Raw genomic sequence first — 451 nt, 5'->3', positions numbered from 1 at the left:
ATGATGGTCAGCTCGCCGAGGGGGCCGGGGCGGTAGGCGCAGTGGCCGAAGGTCTTCTCGCGGTGGTGTTTGCGGCAGAGGCACATCAGGTTCCACTCGGCGGTGGGGCCGCCCAGTTCGGGGCGCCGGTGGTCGAACGCGATGACGTGGTCGATCTCGCAGTCGTGGGCGTCGACGGTGCATCCGGGGTGGCGGCAGGTTCCGTCGCGTAGTCGGATCCGTTCGGCCAGGGCCGGGGTGATGAAGTATTTGAGGATTGCTTCGGGGGCGTCGAGGGTGCCGGGGGCGGGGTCGATGAGTTCGAACCGGACGGTGGCGTCGCCGCCGGAGAGGATCTCCTCGCACAGCCAGTCGAAGCTGGCGTAGGCGCCGTTGACGAACTGGACCTGGTTGGGCAGTCCTTGGGCGATGGTGTTGATGACCGAGATGCGGACGGGCTTGTCGGTGCCCC

The 451-nt window shown here is 67.8% G+C and carries 1 protein-coding gene; it reads right to left on the bottom strand.

Going from position 1 to position 451, the window contains the following annotated elements; translation table 11 throughout:
* Positions 1-451: HNH endonuclease signature motif containing protein (locus AC3DEV_RS17010; protein WP_488372874.1), on the bottom strand; the 451-nt coding region annotated here is incomplete at both ends.

This window comes from Dietzia sp. IBK-p2-15D (genome assembly GCF_057773105.1).
The sequence above is the reverse complement of the archived record's forward strand: the minus strand, read 5'-3'. Positions and strand labels throughout refer to the sequence as shown.